The organism is Bradyrhizobium sp. sGM-13 (genome assembly GCF_018398875.1).
Taxonomy (GTDB): Bacteria; Pseudomonadota; Alphaproteobacteria; order Rhizobiales; family Xanthobacteraceae; genus Bradyrhizobium.
On sequence record NZ_JAGWDK010000241.1, the window covers coordinates 1 to 338 of the forward strand.

Sequence of the window (338 nt, forward strand, 5' to 3'; positions counted from 1 at the left end):
GTGGAGCCGCGCGCTCTGACCAGTGCTGTCGAATTCGGCGAGGTACTGCGAACCGAGTTTCGCCTAAAGCTGCCTGTCGGGCCTCGGCTTGATGCCCTTCTCGAGCGGGTGGCGCAGCCGTCGAAACGCGACCGCCTTTCTGAGATCGAGACCAGCCACGTGCGCGAGGTGCATCCATGATCGTCGATCGGGCTCCCGGACCGGAGGTTGCCGCCGACAGCACCGACGGCCTCACGATCGTGGATCGCCACCTGCAGTTCCCAAATGCGCGGCTGGTGCAGCCCAATGCCTCGGGCTACCTCCATGTGGCCGCCGAGATAGATCGCATCTGGCCCTTC

Annotated in this window: 1 protein-coding gene; it reads left to right on the top strand. The window is 65.1% G+C overall.

What is annotated here, in order from left to right; all coding sequences use genetic code 11:
- The coding region (locus KJQ96_RS38930; protein WP_213291213.1) for a hypothetical protein at positions 1 to 180 on the top strand (180 nt) is incomplete at its 5' end.
- Positions 181 to 338: the final 158 nt, after the last annotated feature.